General features: G+C 69.9%; 12 protein-coding genes and 5 tRNA genes. 12 read left to right on the forward strand and 5 right to left on the reverse strand.

Annotated features, from left to right (window positions below):
* Nucleotides 1-6 precede the first annotated feature (6 nt).
* The 5 genes from D452_RS0124515 to D452_RS30960 all read left to right on the forward strand — a co-directional run bounded on the left by D452_RS0124515 (nt 7) and on the right by D452_RS30960 (nt 6,542).
* The gene (locus D452_RS0124515; protein ID WP_017546780.1) at nt 7-2,094 is read left to right on the forward strand and encodes an acetyl/propionyl/methylcrotonyl-CoA carboxylase subunit alpha; all 2,088 of its coding nucleotides are present in this window, start codon (nt 7-9) and stop codon (nt 2,092-2,094) included.
* Nucleotides 2,091-3,248, forward strand: coding sequence for an acyl-CoA dehydrogenase family protein (locus tag D452_RS0124520; RefSeq protein ID WP_017546781.1), 1,158 nt, complete (start codon nt 2,091-2,093; stop codon nt 3,246-3,248). Before D452_RS0124515 ends, D452_RS0124520 begins: the two co-directional genes overlap by 4 nt.
* A gap of 327 nt (nt 3,249-3,575) precedes the next feature.
* Nucleotides 3,576-5,138, forward strand: a complete 1,563-nt coding sequence (locus tag D452_RS30115) for a serine/threonine-protein kinase (RefSeq protein WP_017546782.1) — start codon at nt 3,576-3,578, stop codon at nt 5,136-5,138.
* A gap of 446 nt (nt 5,139-5,584) precedes the next feature.
* Nucleotides 5,585-6,271 carry a hypothetical protein gene (locus tag D452_RS0124530; RefSeq protein WP_017546783.1) on the forward strand — a complete coding sequence of 229 codons (687 nt, stop codon included), beginning with the start codon at nt 5,585-5,587 and terminating at the stop codon, nt 6,269-6,271.
* A gap of 112 nt (nt 6,272-6,383) precedes the next feature.
* Nucleotides 6,384-6,542, forward strand: coding sequence for a hypothetical protein (locus D452_RS30960; protein ID WP_017546784.1), 159 nt, complete (start codon nt 6,384-6,386; stop codon nt 6,540-6,542).
* A 102-nt stretch (nt 6,543-6,644) separates the two neighbouring features.
* On the opposite strand, the gene thrS is transcribed toward D452_RS30960, so the two are convergent.
* Nucleotides 6,645-8,621, reverse strand: coding sequence for a threonine--tRNA ligase (gene thrS / locus D452_RS0124540; RefSeq protein WP_017546785.1), 1,977 nt, complete (start codon nt 8,619-8,621; stop codon nt 6,645-6,647).
* Nucleotides 8,622-9,178: 557 nt separating this feature from the next.
* On the opposite strand from thrS, the gene D452_RS0124545 reads away from it, so the two are divergent.
* The gene (locus tag D452_RS0124545) at nt 9,179-9,484 is read left to right on the forward strand and encodes a PGPGW domain-containing protein (RefSeq protein ID WP_017546786.1); all 306 of its coding nucleotides are present in this window, start codon (nt 9,179-9,181) and stop codon (nt 9,482-9,484) included.
* Between the two features lie 150 nt (nt 9,485-9,634).
* Here D452_RS0124545 and D452_RS0124550 read toward each other — a convergent pair.
* Nucleotides 9,635-9,708 (reverse strand) — tRNA-Val (locus D452_RS0124550).
* Between the two features lie 476 nt (nt 9,709-10,184).
* Here D452_RS0124550 and D452_RS0124555 point away from each other — a divergent pair.
* Nucleotides 10,185-10,607: an SsgA family sporulation/cell division regulator gene (locus D452_RS0124555; RefSeq protein WP_017546787.1), complete on the forward strand. Its 423-nt coding sequence runs from the start codon at nt 10,185-10,187 to the stop codon at nt 10,605-10,607.
* Between the two features lie 90 nt (nt 10,608-10,697).
* Here the strand turns inward: D452_RS0124555 and D452_RS0124560 are convergent, their stop codons facing one another.
* A complete protein-coding gene (locus D452_RS0124560) occupies nt 10,698-11,540 on the reverse strand; it encodes an aminotransferase class IV (protein WP_026129649.1) in 843 nt (280 codons plus the stop codon).
* A 399-nt stretch (nt 11,541-11,939) separates the two neighbouring features.
* Here D452_RS0124560 and D452_RS0124565 point away from each other — a divergent pair, with 399 nt between their 5' ends.
* From D452_RS0124565 to D452_RS0124585, 5 genes are all read left to right on the forward strand, one after another.
* Entirely contained in the window at nt 11,940-12,371 is a 432-nt protein-coding gene (locus tag D452_RS0124565; protein WP_017546789.1) for a roadblock/LC7 domain-containing protein, read from the forward strand.
* Between the two features lie 162 nt (nt 12,372-12,533).
* Nucleotides 12,534-12,606 (forward strand) — tRNA-Gly (locus D452_RS0124570).
* 73 nt (nt 12,607-12,679) lie between these two features.
* Nucleotides 12,680-12,752 (forward strand) — tRNA-Gly (locus tag D452_RS0124575).
* Between the two features lie 48 nt (nt 12,753-12,800).
* Nucleotides 12,801-12,875: transfer RNA gene (locus D452_RS0124580), tRNA-Cys, on the forward strand.
* A 20-nt stretch (nt 12,876-12,895) separates the two neighbouring features.
* Nucleotides 12,896-12,969: transfer RNA gene (locus D452_RS0124585), tRNA-Val, on the forward strand.
* A 50-nt stretch (nt 12,970-13,019) separates the two neighbouring features.
* Here the strand turns inward: D452_RS0124585 and D452_RS31540 are convergent.
* Complete coding sequence (locus tag D452_RS31540) at nt 13,020-14,279, reverse strand: tyrosine-type recombinase/integrase (RefSeq protein ID WP_017546790.1); 1,260 nt, start codon at nt 14,277-14,279, stop codon at nt 13,020-13,022.
* Between the two features lie 25 nt (nt 14,280-14,304).
* A complete protein-coding gene (locus D452_RS0124595) occupies nt 14,305-14,559 on the reverse strand; it encodes a helix-turn-helix domain-containing protein (RefSeq protein WP_204366627.1) in 255 nt (84 codons plus the stop codon).
* Between the last annotated feature and the right edge of the window lie 210 nt (nt 14,560-14,769).

The raw sequence follows: 14,769 nt of genomic DNA on the forward strand, positions 1-14,769 counted from the left end.
GAACCCTTGACCACCACACCACAGACCACCGCGTCGCGCGGGGGTGTCACGCGCGTCCTGGTCGCCAACCGGGGCGAGATCGCGCTGCGCGTCATCCGCACCCTGCGCGGCATGGGCATCAGCCCCGCCGCCGTGTACACCGACGCCGACACCGGGGCACCGCACACCCTCGCCGCCGACGTGGCGCTCCGAGTCGACCACTACCTGGACTCCGACGGAATCGTCGCCCTGGCCGTGGACTGCGGGGCCACCGGGGTGCACCCCGGGTACGGTTTCCTGTCCGAGAACGCCGGGTTCGCCCGCGCCTGCGTGGACGCCGGGCTGGTCTTCGTGGGCCCGCCCGCCTCGGCGATCGAGGCCATGGGCGACAAGATCCGCGCCAAGGACACCGTGGCCGCCGCCGGCGTGCCGGTGCTGGGCGGATTCACCGAGAAGCCCGGTCAGCCCATGGACGACGACGCCCTGCTGCGTGCCGCCGAGGAGACCGGCTACCCGCTGCTGATCAAGCCCTCTGCCGGGGGCGGCGGCAAGGGCATGCGGGAGGTGCGCTCGCCCGACACCCTGGTCGCCGACGCCGCCGCCGCCCGCCGCGAGGCGCTGGCCTCCTTCGGCGACTCGACCCTGCTGGTGGAGAAGCTGGTCCAGCGGCCGCGCCACATCGAGGTGCAGGTCCTGGCAGACGGCCACGGCAACGTCCTCCACCTGGGTGAACGCGAGTGCAGTCTCCAGCGCCGCCACCAGAAGGTGGTGGAGGAGGCCCCCTCCCCGCTGCTCAGCGAAGCCCAACGCGCCGCCATGGGCGAGGCCGCGGTGGCCGCCGCCCACTCCTGCGGATACGTGGGCGCGGGCACGGTGGAGTTCATCGCCGAGACCGGTCCCGGCGGCGAACTGTCCTACTCGTTCCTGGAGATGAACACGCGCCTCCAGGTCGAGCACCCGGTCACCGAGGAGGTCGTGGCCGTACGCGGTGAACGCGGCGTCGACCTGGTGGAGCTCCAGGTCCGCGTCGCCTACGGGGACGCGCTGCCCTTCGCCCAGGAGGACGTCTCCTGGATCGGGCACGCGATCGAGTCCCGCGTGTACGCGGAGGACGCCGACCGGGGCTTCCTGCCCTCGGGCGGACCGATCCTCCTCCTGGAGGAGCCCTCCGGGCCCCACGTGCGCGTGGACTCGGGGATCGCCCAGGGCGGGGCGGTGACCTCGGACTTCGACCCGATGCTGGCCAAGGTCGTCACCTGGGGCGCGGACCGGGCCGAGGCCCTGCGGCGGATGGACGCCGCCCTGGCCGCCCACACGCTGCTCGGCTGCGTGACCAACACCGCCTACCTGCGACGGCTGCTGCGCCACCCCCGCGTGGTCGCCGGAGACCTGAGCACCGACCTCATCGCCACCGACCCGCCCGAGGGCGCCCCCGACCTGCTTCCCGCCGTGTACGCGGCGGCCGCCCTGGACCACCAACTGGACCTGGAGGGGCCGCCGGGCCCCGACCGCTTCGCCGTCCCGGACGGCTGGCGCATGGGCGGCCCCGCCTGGACCCCGTGGCGGCTGCGCGCGCCCGGGCACGAGGCCACCGTGGTGCGGGTGCGGCGCGACGGGGCGGCCGGGCACTACCTGGTCCAGCTGGAGGACCACGCCCCCGTCGCCCTCAGGGGCCACCGCTCCGCCGACGGGACCCGGCTCACCGTCACCGGCTCCGGCGGTACCGTCACCTACGCCCGTGCCGACGAGCCCGGCACGCACCACCGCTGGCTGGGGCTCGGCGGCGCGGCGTGGAGCCTGCACGAGGAACCGGTGGCCGCCGCCCTGCGTGAGGACGACGCCGCCGCCGACGGCACGGTCCGCAGCCCCATGCCGGGCACCGTGCTCGACGTCCCGGTCAAGGTGGGCCAGGAGGTCTCCGCCGGGACCACCCTCGCCGTGGTCGAGGCGATGAAGATGGAGCACTCGGTGCCCTCACCCGTTGACGGGACCGTCACCACCGTGGCGGTCCGCCCCGGGGTGCCGGTGCCCATGGACGCCGTCCTGGTCACCGTCGAACCCCTCCCCGCGTCGGCCGAGGACCCGGCCGCCACCCTTTCCCAGGAGCAGCGATGAACCGCCACGAACTCTCGACCGAGCACGCCGACCTCCGGGCCGCCGTGGAGACCTTCGCCCAGACCGAGGTCGCGCCGGTGATCGGCGACTTCTACGAGCGGGGCGCCTTCCCGTACGACATCGTCGCCAAGATGGGTCAGATGGGCCTTTTCGGGCTGCCGTTCCCCGAGGAGCACGGCGGCATGGGCGGCGACTACTTCGCCCTGTGCCTGGCCCTGGAGGAGCTGGCGCGGGTGGACTCCTCCGTGGCCATCACCCTCGAGGCCGGTGTGTCCCTGGGGGCGATGCCGATCCACCGCTTCGGCACCGAGGAGCAGAAGAAGACCTACCTGCCCAGGCTCACCTCGGGCGAGGCCCTCGGCGCCTTCGGGCTGACCGAGCCCGACGGTGGTTCCGATGCCGGAGCGACGAGGACCACCGCCCGCCTGGAGGACGGCGAGTGGGTGATCAACGGGACCAAGTCGTTCATCACCAACTCGGGCACCGACATCACCGCCCTGGTCACCGTGACCGCCGTGACGGGCAGGCGCGAGGACGGGCGGCCGGAGATCTCGTCGATCCTCGTTCCCAGCGGGACGCCCGGCTTCTCTGTCGGCCAGAAGTACTCCAAGGTCGGCTGGAACGCCTCGGACACCAACGAACTGGTCTTCGAGGACTGCCGGGTTCCCGAGGCCAACCTGGTCGGTGAGCGCGGCCGGGGCTACGCCCAGTTCCTGCGCATCCTGGACGAGGGCCGCATCGCCATCGCGGCGCTCTCCGTGGGGCTGGCCCAGGGCTGCGTGGACGAGAGCGTGCGCTACGCCCACCAGCGGCAGGCCTTCGGGAACAGCATCGGCCGCTACCAGGCGATCCAGTTCAAGATCGCCGAGATGGAGGCCCGCGCGCACGGCGCCCGCCTGGCCTACTACGACGCGGCCTCCCGGATGCTGGCCGGTGAGCCGTTCAAGAAGGAGGCGGCCATCGCGAAGCTGATCGCCTCCAACGCGGCGATGGACAACGCCCGCGACGCCACGCAGGTGTTCGGCGGCTACGGCTTCATGAACGACTACGCCGTGGGCCGCTTCTACCGGGACGCCAAGATCCTGGAGATCGGTGAGGGCACCAGCGAGGTGCAGAAGATGCTGATCGCCCGCGAGCTGGGCCTGCCCGCCTAGGCTCGACGGTCCCGGGGCGCCGGTCGGAGAGGCGACGCCCCGGGGCCGCCGCCCTCCGGCCCTGGGGGCCGAACTTTTCGGGGCTGCGGCGCGTCAACCGTGCTGGAGCCACTTCGCGCGTGACCGACTCGTCACTGGGAGAATGAGGCTCGCTTTCGGACCCCTACCCCCGAGGTTTCGACACAGTGACACCCTCTCCCCGCACCGACGCTCTCCTGCCCTCCGAGCCGTCCCCAGGGACCCCGACCGGCCCGGCCCTGAGCCGGAGGGTCGCCACCGACCAGGTGCCCTGGTCCCACCGCCGTGTCTCCGAACGGGAGGAGCGGCATGGGTAGGCGCGCCACGGTGTCGGCCGTGCGCCCTCTCAGCGCCCACGACCCGGCCCGACTGGGTCCGCACCGGCTGGTCGGGCGGCTGGGCGCCGGCGGGATGGGCACCGTCTACCTCGCGCGGCCCTGGATCGGTCCTCCCGTGGCGGTCAAGGCCGTGCACCCCGAACTGGCGGACGAACCCGAGTTCCGCTCCCGGTTCGCCAGGGAGGTCGACGCCCTGAGCCGGGTTCGCAGCCCGTTCGTCCCCCGCTTCGCGGGGGCCGCTCCCCATGCGGAGGTGCCCTGGCTGGCCACCGCGTACGTGGACGGTCCCACCCTCAAGGAGCAGGTGGAGAGGGGCGGTCCGCTGCGCGGAGGCCCCCTGACCGGGCTCGCGGCGGGGATGGCCGCCGCCCTGGCCGACATCCACGCCGCCGGGGTCATCCACCGCGACCTCAAACCGAGCAACGTGATCCTCTCCCCCGACGGCCCCAGAGTCCTGGACTTCGGCATCGCCGGAACCCTGGACGGCGCCGCACTCCCCGGCGGCGTGATGGGCACCCCGGGCTGGATCGCCCCGGAACGCTTCCGAGGAGGTCCCGCGACGGCCGCCTCGGACGTGTTCTCCTGGGGACAGCTGACCGCCTACGGAGCGACCGGACGCAACCCCTTCGGCCGGGGGAACCCCGAGGCCGTCGTCCGCCGGGTCATGCGCGGTGAGGCCGACCTGAACGGCGTGCCCCTGGAACTGGCCTCGCTGGTGCACGCGTCCCTGAGCCCCCTCCCGGGGTACCGGCCCGCACCGCACGAGATCCTCGGTGTCCTGGGGAACGGCCGCGGGGTACCGGACACCGGTGTCGTGGCCACCCGCATCGTGCGCGAGGAGTGGTCCTCGGCCGTGGTCAGCGGAGCCTCCCGGCACCGGCGTCTCCTTCGTCGGGGAGCGGCGGTCCTGGCGGTGGCCACCGTGGTCACGGCGGGCGCGGTCGTGGGCGTACGGCACGGCGGCACCGGGGAGACCCCTGACCGGATCGGGATGTCCGGCGTGAACGAGGGGGGTGCCCGCCAGGGCGACGTGACGGACCGGACCGGGCGCTGGCCGCCGCCCGAGGCCACCGAGACGGCGGTCAACGCGGGACGGCGCAACGAGGTGGGCACCGAGAGACGGGGAGGCGGCTCCACTGCGCAGGAGGTTCGGGCCGAGTTCACCATGGGTGCCCCCGGACGCGACGGCGCCACCATCAGGGTCTCGGCCCCGGAACGGTCCCCGGACGGGACCCTCGTCTTCCAGGGAGAGTTCCACGGCGCCCAGGATCCCGCGTACGCGTACGGGTTCGCCAAGGATCAGTTCGCCGTCCTCACGGAGGAGGGTGAGTACTCCCCCGGTCACTTCCCCCTCGAGGAGGCCGACGACGCCGGTGTCCGCTTCTCCGTGGGGTTCGACGGAGCGCCGGACACCGGGCTCCTCGTCGTGCGCGAGAACGGTTACGTCAAGGACGTGGACGGCGCCCCGCCGGTCGGGGTCTGCTACAGCGTGACGGACGCGGAGTTCTCTGTTGACTACACACAGTGCACATGAGCTCGGTGAAGGCCGACGCCCGACCCCGGTTCCCCGGGGACTCGACTGGCCACTTCCGGACACCCCTCCGCGCGTGCCGCGGAGCGGGCGCGGGGCGCGTGCCAGAGGACAAAGCGCACCCCCGAGCCCCGCGGAGCCGCACCCCGGAACCCGTTCCACGCAGTGTTTCCGTACTGCGGGCGGCCGCCCCGGGCTCCGAACCCCGGGGAGCCGTCCACGGCCGCGAGCAGCCGGAGACGGGACCCTGATCACGGAGCGTACACACTCCCGAGCGCACCGGAGTAACCGGCCCAAGGGGTGACAAGGGCCGTCAAGCAGCACAGAATGGAGCCACACGGCCGGTGCGAACCCCCTGCTCTTCGGGTTCGCCGAGACCCGGCCCGCCACGGCGGGCCCGCCAACGGGTCCCCGGCCGCTTCACCGTTCCCCACCGGAGGAGACACCGGATGGAAGGCGCACTGTCCCTGATCGCCCTGGTAGCCGTCGTGGTGTCGGCCGGGGCGATCACGGTCGCCGCGCACTTTCGCAAGGAACGGGTCACCGAGCTCCAGAGCTGGGCGCGTGGACACGGCTGGCACTACACCGAACACCACCCGCGCCCCCTGGAGGAGGCCACCCTTCCGGTCGCCCTGCACGGCCCGGACCCGCGCGTACGGCACGTGCTCACCGGCCGACGCGGCGCGCACCTGGTCACCATGTTCGAGCTCACCCACTCCGACCCGAACGCGCGACGCGGCACGGGGCGGCCACGGCGCACCCGACGCGTCGTGGCCGTGCACACCCCGGGTCCCGGGGCCGACCTGGAGATCCTCCGACGCGACCTGGCGCGCACCGTCTCCCTCGACGCCAGCGGAGGGCCCGAGGAGGTCCGCCGCTCGTTCGCCGAGGCCTTCCGGACCGACGGCTCCGACGACCGCTTCACCGACGCGGTCCTGGACCACGACACCGTCTCCTGGCTGCTGGCGGACTCCCGATCCCGTTCCTTCCCGGTGCGCTTCACCGGCGGCCACGTACTGACCTGGGCGACCCTGCGCCTGGACCCCGACCGCGCCCTGGCGGCGGCCGACTACCTGATCGAACTGGTCAGCCGGGTGCCCGCCCGCGCCTGGGCGCACGACACCGCCGGGTCCTGAACCCTCACCCCCGGACCCGGTCAGGGCCGTGCGCGCCGCCCCCGGGCGTGCGCCCCTGTCACAGGGGGCCGATAAAATCCGGCGTACCCCAACGCACAAGGAGCAGTACCCCATGAGTGACCCCAACGCCACGCACCGCATCTCACGCGCGGACCTGTTCCGCGACGACGAGGAGGAGACCACTTCGGACCCCAACGCCACCGCGCAGATCTCCCGTGAGGACCTCTTCAAGGACGACCAGGACCCGAAGGGCCCGCGTGAGCGCGGCTGACCGGCCCCTCCCCGCAACGACGGAGCGCCCACCCCCACACGGGGGACGGGCGCTCCTCTCGTCCTGGGCGTACGCGCGTCTCTCCGCGGCGCTCCGCCGCCCCTAGGGGCGGCGTTCGCGGACGGCCGCGACGATCTCGGCCACGGCCTCGTCCACGGGCACACCGTTGTTCTGGGAGCCGTCGCGGTAACGGAAGGAGACCGCCTCCTTGCTGATGTCCTCGTCACCGGCCAGCAGCATGAAGGGGACCTTCTGCTTCTGCGCGTTGCGGATCTTCTTCTGCATCCGGTCGTCGCTGGAGTCGACCTCGACCCGAATCCCCTCGGCGCGCAGCTTGGCGGCGACCTCCTGGAGGTAGGGGACGTGCTCGTCGGCGATGGGGATGCCCACCGCCTGGACCGGGGCCAGCCACGCCGGGAACGCCCCGGCGTAGTGCTCCAGCAGGACGGCGAAGAACCGCTCGATGGAACCGAACAGGGCACGGTGGATCATCACCGGGCGCTGACGGGTGCCGTCGGCCGCGGTGTACTCCAGGTCGAAGCGCTCGGGCAGGTTGAAGTCCAGCTGGATGGTGGACATCTGCCAGGTCCGACCGATGGCGTCCTTGGCCTGCACGGAGATCTTCGGGCCGTAGAAGGCGGCGCCGCCCGGGTCCAGGACCAGTTCGAGGCCCTGCTTCTCGGCGGCCCGGCGCAGGGTGTCGGTGGCCTCCTCCCAGCTGGCGTCGTCACCGACGTACTTCTCCGGGTCCTTGGTGGACAGCTCCAGGTAGAAGTCCTCCAGGCCGTAGTCGCGCAGCAGCTCCAGCACGAAGGTGAGCAGCGAGTCGAGCTCGTCGGCCATCTGCTCGCGGGTGCAGTAGATGTGGGCGTCGTCCTGGGTGAAGCCGCGGGCGCGGGTCAGGCCGTGCACCACGCCGGACTTCTCGTACCGGTACACGGTGCCGAACTCGAACATGCGCAGCGGCAGCTCACGGTAGGAGCGCCCGCGGGCGTCGAAGATCAGGTTGTGCATCGGGCAGTTCATCGGCTTCAGGTAGTAGTCCTGACCGCCGTCGAGCTGCATGGGGGGGTACATGCCGTCCGCGTACCAGTCCAGGTGCCCCGACTTCTCGAACAGGGCGCTCTTGGTGGCGTGCGGCGAGTAGACGAACTCGTACCCGCTCTCCTCGTGCCGCCTGCGGGAGTAGTCCTCCATCACGCGGCGGATGATGCCGCCCCGGGGGTGGAAGACGGCCAGGCCCGAACCGATCTCGTCCGGGATGGAGAAGAGGTCGAGCTCGGAGCCGAGCTTGCGGTGGTCGCGCTTCTCGGCCTCCTCCAGGAAGGCCAGGTACTCCTTGAGCTTGTCCTTGGTCTCCCAGGCGGTGCCGTAGACGCGCTGGAGCTGCGGGTTGGTCTCCTTGCCGCGCCAGTAGGCGGCGGCGGTGCGCATGAGCTTGAACGCCGGGATCACCTTGGTGGTGGGGATGTGCGGACCACGGCACAGGTCCTTCCAGCACAGCTCGCCGGTGCGCGGGTGGACGTTGTCGTAGATGGTGAGCTCACCGGCGCCGACCTCGGCGGAGGCGCCCTCGGCCGCTTCGGCGGCGCCGCCCTTGAGGCCGATCAGCTCCAGCTTGTAGGGCTCGGTGGCCAGCTCGGCGCGGGCGTCGTCGTCCGAGACGGCGCGGCGGTCGAAGCGCTGCCCCTGCTTGATGATCTGCTGCATCTTCTTCTCGATGCCCTTGAGATCGGCGGGGGTGAAGGGCTCGGCGACGTCGAAGTCGTAGTAGAAGCCGTTCTCGACGGGCGGGCCGATGCCCAGTTTGGCCTCCGGGAAGAGCTCCTGGACCGCCTGGGCGAGGACGTGCGCGGTGGAGTGGCGCAGGATCGCCCGCCCCTCCTCGGAGTCGATCGCGATCGGCTCGACGGCGTCGCCGTCGGAGAGCTCCCAGGCCAGGTCGCGGGGCTCACCGTTGACCAGGGCGGCGATCACGGTCCTGCCGTCCGCCTCCAGCGCCTGGCCCGCGGTGGTCGTGGCCGCCACCGCACGCGGGGTTCCGGCGAGGGTGATGTGCAGCTCAGACGCGGCGGACACGGTGACTCCTAGGGATGTACGTCGATGTGGTGGACGCGGACCGGCCCGCGAGGGTGCGCGGGGCACGGGTGTTGCGCACCCCCGATGCTATCGGCTCCGGAAGGAGGGTGCCTCTGGTTGTCCACAGGGGCCCGGACGCTCCGACAAGGCGACGGGAAAGTCCACACAAGGGAGGACAGTCGTGATTCGGTCGTGGAATTCGGCCTCCCCGTCCGTCTCTGCCGAAGAAGCCGTGAGACGGCCGAGCCGCCCCCTGACGAGGAGGAACCCGCGCACATAGGAAGGTTCTGTCATGGATCATCACGTTTTTCGAGGTTTCTCCACCGTCCTGGGAGGAACCATTGATCCGACCCGTGAGATCGGTGAGAATCAGCAGACATCCGATCCAGCGAACCCAGCCCGACCCGAAAGCACCAGTCGCATCGACCGAATACTGTGAGCGCATGTCACCGAGCCCACCAAACGGGCCACCGGCCCCGGAGACATCCCCCACTCGCCACGCCCGTGTACGACAGTGGAGGCGCCTGCGCGCGCGGCTCCGCCTGTTCCGCAGACGCATGCACACCCACCCGGCCCTGCACCTGCCGTGGCGCGTCCTGGTCGGCACGGTGGGCACCGTCGTCATCCTGGCCGGGGTCGTCATGCTGGTGGTCCCCGGACCGGGGATCGCCTCGATCCTCCTCGGACTCCTCATCATCAGCACCGAGTTCCACTGGGCGCACCGGCTGCTGAGGCCCGCTCGCGTGTGGGCTCGCCGGGGTGAGAAGTGGGCGCTGAGGACCAAGGACCAGCTCCTGGAGCGCCGCCGCGAGCGCAGGGCCGCCAGAGCCGCGCGCCGTGGACGCGCCGCTCCCCCGGACTGACCTCCCGAATGGGTGGGCACCTTTCCCGGCCCTCACCCGCTCCGAAACCCGCACGGAGACGCATACGGGCACGTTGCCCGAGCTTGACCCGACCAAAACAAAAAAAGAGGGGCCCGGTTCGTGCGATACGAACCGGGCCCCTCTTTACTGTGGGCGATACTGGACTCGAACCAGTGACCTCATCGGTGTGAACGATGCGCTCTAGCCAACTGAGCTAATCGCCCCGGTCTGCTGCCCTGTCCGGCCTCGTCGGCCTGACAAGAAAAACTCTAGCGCATGTTCCGGAGTGTTCGACGCACGCAAACCCGCCCAGCGGGCACATAGCCGCGTGATCGAGGTCACATATGCTGGTCAACGGGTTCCCACGAGGCTCCCTCATCAGCCATGATCCCCGCAATGAGTAGGAGTTCCCGACCCCGTGAACCCTCCCGTAGCGACCGCGGATCGACCTCCGCGTGACACGGGCCACTCAACATGGGGAAATCTTTGGTTTCCCCTGGTCATTACAGTGACGAAGGATCGTGGTGCCGCCAGGCGGCGCGCTGGCTCCGCAGGGCGGACAGCGAGATCTCCGGTCCCACCGACCAAGAAAGTTCCCGTACTCACGTCATAGTCCGCGGACAGCCGCGTAGGAGCGAGTGAGGCGGCAACCGGCCCGCGCCCCAGGACTCTGGGCCGGACGAGAAAAGGTTTGGCGAACATGAACAGTAGCGACACCACTGCCACCGCCGAGCTGGGCCTGCGACTCGTGGTCCCGGAGCGCACCGCGGTTCCCCTGGTCGCGCGACTCGACTACAGCGCTGACGACCCGTACGCGATCCGCGTCGCGTTCCACACCGGCGAGGACAACCCCGTCGAGTGGATCTTCGCGCGCGAGCTCCTCACCGTGGGCATCGTCCGCCCCGTCGGCGAGGGCGACGTCCGCGTGTGGCCCTCCAAGGACGAGAGCGGCGACCGCTCGGTCAGCATCGCGCTCTCCTCGCCCTTCGGCCAGGCCGAGTTCGACACCCAGGTCTCACCGCTGGCGGAGTTCCTCCACCGCACCTACGAGATCGTCCCGGCCGGCCAGGAGGGCCAGTTCGTGGACCTCGACGAGGAGATCCAGCAGCACCTCCACTCCTAGGTACACGGGGGTCAGGAACGAAGAGGGGACGGCGCCGGGGCGCCGTCCTCCTGTTTCGTCTCTGCGCGCCTCACCGCGGCGCGGCGTCCGTCACGGATCGATGTCGGCCGCGGAGCGCTCCGCGAACACGGCCATCGCCTTCCGCGTGACCGGGCCCGGCTCCGTCGACACCTTCTGGTCGTCGATGTTGAGGATCGCCTGGACGTCACGGCCGGTGGAGGTCAGGAAGGCCTCGGTGATCTCGGGGAGCCGCTCCATGGGAACGTCCTCCTCCTCGCCGCCGAACCACTCCAGGACCAGTTCGCGGGTGATGCCCGCGAGCGGGCCGGCCGAGAGCGGCGGGGTGACCAGCCTTCCGTCGAGCACCACGAAGACGTTGCTGCCGGTGCCCTCGCACAGGTTCCCCGTGATGTTGCGGAAGACCGCCTCGCTGGCGCCCCTCTGACGCGCGTACGCGAGCGCGCGCACGTTGTCGGCGTAGGAGGTGGTCTTCAGTCCGGCCAGCGCGCCGAACTCGTTGCGGGGCCAGGGTGCCAGGGCCACGTTCGTCGAGGGGGCGATGCCCGGGAAGGGGCCCAGGGCCACGATGGCGGTCTGCTCGCCCTGGCCCCGGTCCGAACCGAGCGGCCCCGCCCCGTCCGTGACGGTGATGCGCACCCGGGCGTCGGTCATCTCCGGGTTGGCCGCCACCGCCTGGGCGACGCCGTCGGCGATCAGCTCCAGGTCCGGCTCGTCCATGCCCAGCCCCTGGGCGGAGCGCGCCAACCGCTTCAGGTGGCGGGTGAGCGCGAACGGTTTGCCGTCCTGCGCCCGCACCGTCTCGAAGACGCCGTCGCCGACGGTGATCCCGTGGTCGGCCACGGGGATTCGCGCGTCCCTCTCCTCCAGCACGGCACCCCGGCCGTGACCGGCTCCCGCGATCCACACCCTCATTCCAACCCCCACGTTCTCTGGGCCCCTGGTCGGGCCGGTGACACCCCGAATCCTGCCACCTCCGCGGCCCGTCCCGTTTGGTGATCCCGCAGCCGGCCCTACCCGCCGGGGCCGCGCCTTGGCAAGGCCCTTGTCCGGCACCGGCCTCCGGTCCGGTAAGTCAACGGGTTTTCACATGGTGTCGTCACAGGTCAGAGTGGCTGCTCCCATGGCACGACCCACCCTGAAACGATGGCTCGTGACGGACAGATAAGTTACGAATGACTATCATCTGGGCAACGCTTATGCGGGACCGGTAGCAGCCACCCCCAGCCGCATCCCCTGCCGGCACACGCGAAGCCTCCCGCAGCACGCGCGCGCCCCTCGCCCACGACCGCACCAGACACAGCGAAGAGAGACATGACCCCACCGAGCACCGCCCGCGGCGAACTCAGCTGGCTGCTGGACGACCTCCTCACCCGCGCCTCGGGCACCCAACACGCCATCGTGCTGTCCACGGACGGCCTCCTCATGGCCACCTCCAGCGGACTCGACCGGCCCGCCGCCGAGCACCTCTCCGCGATCGCCTCCGGTCTGCACAGCCTCGCGGGGGGAGCCAGCAAGCAGTTCTCCGCGGGGAACATCCGTCAGAGCATCATCGAGATGGACCGGGCCTTCCTCTTCGTGGCCGCCGCGGGCGAGGGCGCGTGCATGGCCCTGATGTCGGACTCCGACAGCGACGTGGGGCTCATCGCCTACGAGATGAACAAGGTGATCGAGCGGGTCGGCCAGTACCTGTCCGCTCCACCGCGTCCCGACATGCCGTCCACACCCGCCCACGTGGAGAAGTAGCTCCTGCCACCGCGGCGGGCCGGTCCGGCCTGCCACGGGCAGGGCGCGAAAGCCCCTGCGCGGAACCGATTTCGCACTTCCCCGAAACTTCCGCTAGAGTTCTAAACGCAGCGAGGGACGCGGCACCGGGAAGCCCCGGAGGCCCGCGACCACACTCGCCGCGCGGACGTGGCTCAGCTGGTAGAGCATCACCTTGCCAAGGTGAGGGTCGCGGGTTCGAATCCCGTCGTCCGCTCGAGACGATTCGCCTCGTGCCTCCCCAGGTGGCACAATCGGATCGGGTTCGGGGCAACACACCCCGTACACACGCGGACGTGGCTCAGCTGGTAGAGCATCACCTTGCCAAGGTGAGGGTCGCGGGTTCGAATCCCGTCGTCCGCTCGGAGTAAGGCACGCATGGGTGCCACGCGGCTCCCCCGTGCTTTGCATGCCGGAGTGGCCGAGTGGTTGAGGCAAGGGACTGCAAATCCCTGCACACGGGTTCGATTCCCGTCTCCGGCTCCATGCGCACCACATTTCCATAAGGGCGATTAGCTCAGTTGGCTAGAGCACTACCTCGACACGGTAGGGGTCACAGGTTCGAGTCCTGTATCGCCCACAAGCAGCACCGCAGGTCAGAGAGTTATCTGACTGTAGCGGCGAAGATGATCATCCCACCTTGGGAGATATCTGGGAGATCATCTTTGAAGCGGGTTCCTTCGGGAGCCCGCTTTCGCTGTTTCCACGGTAGTGCTCTTCGAGGATCGGCGCCATATCGAACAGCCGATCGCGCTCCCAGTAGGTGAAGGCGTCCACGCTCCTTCTCCACCGCTTCTCGGTCACCTTGAGTACACGCTTCTTCATCTTCGGGGTGACCAGTTCATAGACGCGCTTCATCCCCGGGATGGTGTGCCCCAGCCTGGCGGCCCTGGCTACTTCGGGGATGTTGTCCTCGGCCAGTCCGGTCCGGTGCGAACGCCGTCCCGCGTCGGTGAACGTCATCCCCTCGGCCAGGGCAGGGCGCAGCCACTGCAACTCGCTGGACGAGTCGCCATCCCATGCGGGCCGCCAGAACCTCTGCCTGAAGTTGCCACGTCGCAACAGCCCACCCTGTGGGCCAGTGAACAGGTACGGGCGTTCGCTGGCCACGATCAGATCGGTGTACAGCAGGTCCAGGAACGGGGGCAGCTGAATCCATCGTCGGCTGGACGGGGTCTTGGGCTTCTTGGCCACCTCCAACGCCCCGTTGGCTTCCCGAAGAGGCGTACGCACCGGGATGGCGTGGTTGACCTCGTCGTAATCGTGCGGCTGGAGGACGACGAGCTCGGACCAGCGTGCGCCGGTGTAGTGGGCCATCAGCGTCAACACGAACCCGGCGTGACCGAAGGTGTGGCCCAACCGCATCGCGGCCCGCAGCGCCTGACTGGGGGTCGCGACCTGACGCTCGGCCATGTACTCCCCCGAGATCACCCGCACGCCGTGTGCGGGGTTGGCCGGGATCTTACGGTCCTGGACCGCTACTTCCAGGATCGTTGAGAAGTAGGCGAAGATGGAGGCCACCGATGGCTCAGCCAGCTCTTCATGCAGGTCAGACACCCACCCCTTGAGCTCCTGGGAGTCGGTGAGGATCGCTCCCAAAGGCCAGTTCTCCCACTGGGGCAGGATGTGCTTGTCCAGGTAGGAGCGGTACTTGGCCTCGGTGTTGATCGCCAGCTTCGCTTTGGAGAACACCTCTTCCGCGAGCGCGCCGAACTTCTCCTTGGCACGCTTCGGGTCGATGTAGGTGCTGCGTCGGACATCCGACTCTTGGTCACGTCCCCAGTCCAATGCGGACTGCTTGGTCTCGAATCCGGATTCGGAGGCCCAGTCACCGTCGGGCTTCTTGTACTTGACCCGCCACTTTGTTCCTCGCTTTTCTGCGTACGCCATGCGTACGTACTCCTTGTGTCTCGGGTTACTCGGTGCGCCTCCGGGTGGGAGCAGACGGCCCGGTCACGGGGTCTCGATGTCCGTCACGGATGATCTCGGCTAGGTCTTCGGAGCTGAACCGCAGGTGCTTGCCGATGAAGGTGCAGGGCACCTGGCGTGCGGTCGCCTTCTTGCGAAGCCAGGACTCGGGGACCTTGAGCTTGTCCGCTGCTTCGGCGGGGGTGAACAACTCCAGCCCCTCGGCCGACCCGGGGGAACTCGAATCGTAGGTAGTGCTCAACTTCTGAGGAACCCGGTCACGGCGCCTGGTCTCAGGTCGCTGCCGGTCACTCATTCGGCATCCCTCCGGCTGCCGCACTTGCCGCGGCAACTCCACGGCACGTCGCCCACGTGACATTCCAGAAGCGGGAGACCACACAGTTCGGAAGGAACACTCTGGAACTCGTCGTTCAGCATGTCTCGTGCCGGGTTTATTGGAGACTCGGAACCA

Source organism: Nocardiopsis prasina DSM 43845, from assembly GCF_000341265.1.
In the GTDB taxonomy this organism is placed as follows: Bacteria; Actinomycetota; Actinomycetes; order Streptosporangiales; family Streptosporangiaceae; genus Nocardiopsis; species Nocardiopsis prasina.